A 2,457-nucleotide genomic window follows, 5' to 3' on the forward strand; every position below is an offset into this window, starting at 1 on the left:
GGGCAGGGGTTGCGGGCCGGGGCGCGCGGACACCCGCTCGTCGCCCCACGGCACGAGGCGCACCTGGTCGGCCGGGGACCGCCCGCCGCCGAGCACCGCGGTGACCACCGCCTCGGGACCGAGGATGCCCTGTACCCGGCTCAGCGCGCGGTGCGCCCGCTCCCGCTCCTCACCGGTCTCACCCCACAGCCCGGGTTGCAGGCCCGCCTGGGCGAGCACCCCGTCGGGCACCAGTCGCAGCCGGACGATCCCGGCGGTGGGGCGGGCCGGACGCGTCCCGCCCCGGCCGTTGCTGCCGGAGAGCCAGCCGTCGAGCTGCCAGCGGACCCGGTCGGCGATGGCCGCCGCGGTGAGCAGGCCGTCGTGCCGCCAGACCCGGTGCAGTTCCTGGCCGTGCGCGGTGACCGCCTCGATGCCGAGGCGGGTGCAGGCCAGCCCGTACCCGGCCAGCCGCTCGTGCAGCCGCTCGGCGAGCGTGCGGGCGGCGAACGCGGCGGCGTCGACCCGGTCGATCGGCTCGTCGTAGTCGGCGGTGACGGTGAGGTCGGCGGGTGGCTGCCGGACCGCGAGTGGGCGGTCGTCCCGGCCGCCGGCGAGCCGGTGCGCCAGCGCCCCGTCGAAGCCGAACCGGGCCAGCACGTCCCCGGCCGGCAGCGCCGCGAAGTCGCCGAGGGTGCGGACGCCGAGCCGGCGCAGCAGGTCGGCCAGGGCGGGCCGGCCGAGCGCCTCGACCGGCCGGGCGGCCAGGAACTCGCGGGTGCCGCCGGGGGCCACGATCCGCCCCTCCCGGGCGGCCAGCCCGGCCGCGAACACCCCGTCGGCGATGCCGACCTGGCTCTCCACCGCGCAGCTCTGCGCGACGTGCTCCACGATCCGCTCGGCCGCCGCCTCCTCGCCGCCGAGGTAGCGGCTCGGCCCCCGGGCCGCCGTGGCACAGGCGCCGGGCCGGATCACCTCGACGCCGGCGACCACCTCCTCCACGGCGGCCACCACCGGTTCGAACGCGCGCACGTCCCGGCCGGGGTCGTGGTCGACCACCGTGAGGTGCGGGCAGCGCCCCTGCGCCTCGCGGCGGCGCAGCCCGCGCCGGATCCCCTCGGCGCGGGCCCGTTCGGAGCAGGCGATCACCCGGTTGGCGTGCAGCACCACGACCGGGTCGGTGGCAGGCACCCCGTCGACGATCTCGGCGGCGAGGACCGGCCAGTCCGGGCACCAGAGCAGCAGCGTCCGCTGCGGTAAGCCGCTCACGCCGGACCGGACGCGGCGAGCGTACGGGCGGGTGGGGCGACCACGCGCAGCCGGCGTGACGGCGTGGCGGACGGGGCGCCGAGCCCGGCCGAGCGGGGGATCACCCGGGTCAGTTCGTCGCCGGGCAGCCACACCTTGATCTCCTTGGGACGGGCGGCGGCGCCCCGGCCCCGGGCCGAGACTGTCACCTCGCGGCGGCGCAGCCGGCCGCGACCGGGGCCGAGCCCCTGCCAGACGCCCCGGACCACCTGGAGCGTGACGTCCGCGCCGTCCCACCGGCCGTACGGGACGAGCACGCTTCCGCGCTGCCGGGCACGGGCGGCCAGCCGGGTGGCGACCGAGGCGGAGACGGTGGCCGGCACGGCGGTGACCACCACGTCGACCCCGTCGATGAGCGCGGCGACCACAGTGGGCCACTCCGGCCCGGGGTCGGGCACCAGGGCCAGCCGGTCCAGGGCGATGCCCGCCTCGGCCGCCGCGCCGGCCCCGAAGGTGGGTACGCCGACCACGGCGCACCACGAGCCGGCCCGGGACGCCTCGGCGAGCAACGCGAGGATCAGCGAGGTGGCGCCGCTGCGCCGGGGCTGCCCGGCGCCGACCGCGACGGTGCTGCCGCGCCGCAGGCCGCGGTTGGGCAGCAGCCCGGTCAGCTCGGCCCGGACGGGAAGCACCCGGTGGCCGCCGGCCGGGTCGGGTGCGCTCGCCGGCCGGACCAGATCGGCCAGGGCGGCGGAACCGACCACCATGCGGCCCGCCATCGGACCAACCCCCCGTCGTGTTTCGCCACGGGCCTCACCCGTGGATGGTGCTGTGGATCGTGTCGTGCGCGGCACGCGTGTGCCGTGGGTGCGGCGCCCGGCCACCCGGGGTCCCGCCGGTGGTGGCCGGGCGCCACGAATCAGGCGGCGGCTGCTCCGGGCCGGGGCGGGGAGTCGGAGGTGCCGAGCCGCAGCGGGCGGGGCAGGCCGTCGAGCGCCGGCTGGTGTGCCAGGCCGAGCGCGGTCTCCACCACCGTCACGAACTCCTCGGCGGCGCGCAGCAGGTCGTCGGCCTCCCGGGCGGTGACCACGCGGGGGATGCCGGCCTCGGCGGCGGCCCGCTTGCTCGCGCCGGCGGCGAAGTAGGCGGCCCACTCGTCCAGCTCGGGGGCGACGGTGGCGAGCAGCACCCAGACGCTGGTGATCCGGTGCCGGCGGGTGGGTGCGGGGC

At 79.0% G+C, this 2,457-nt stretch carries 3 protein-coding genes; all 3 read right to left on the minus strand.

What is annotated here, in order from left to right; translation table 11 throughout:
* Positions 1–1,248 (minus strand): DNA polymerase Y family protein (locus tag EAD96_RS00395; RefSeq protein WP_147457812.1); only part of this gene is annotated, 1,248 nt, incomplete at its 3' end.
* On the minus strand, positions 1,245–2,006 hold the full coding sequence (locus EAD96_RS00400; RefSeq protein WP_121682872.1) for a hypothetical protein: 762 nt from the start codon (positions 2,004–2,006) through the stop codon (positions 1,245–1,247). The genes EAD96_RS00395 and EAD96_RS00400, both read right to left, overlap by 4 nt.
* 140 nt (positions 2,007–2,146) lie before the next feature.
* Positions 2,147–2,457 (minus strand): SAV_6107 family HEPN domain-containing protein (locus EAD96_RS00405; RefSeq protein ID WP_255498951.1); only part of this gene is annotated, 311 nt, incomplete at its 5' end.

The organism is Micromonospora sp. BL1 (assembly GCF_003667485.1).
Classification (GTDB): domain Bacteria; phylum Actinomycetota; class Actinomycetes; order Mycobacteriales; family Micromonosporaceae; genus Micromonospora; species Micromonospora tulbaghiae.

Excerpts from the sequence above, each read along its gene's own strand:
- EAD96_RS00400 (WP_121682872.1), bottom strand. The coding sequence starts at position 2,006 with ATGGCGGGCCGCATGGTGGTCGGTTCCGCCGCCCTGGCCGATCTGGTC.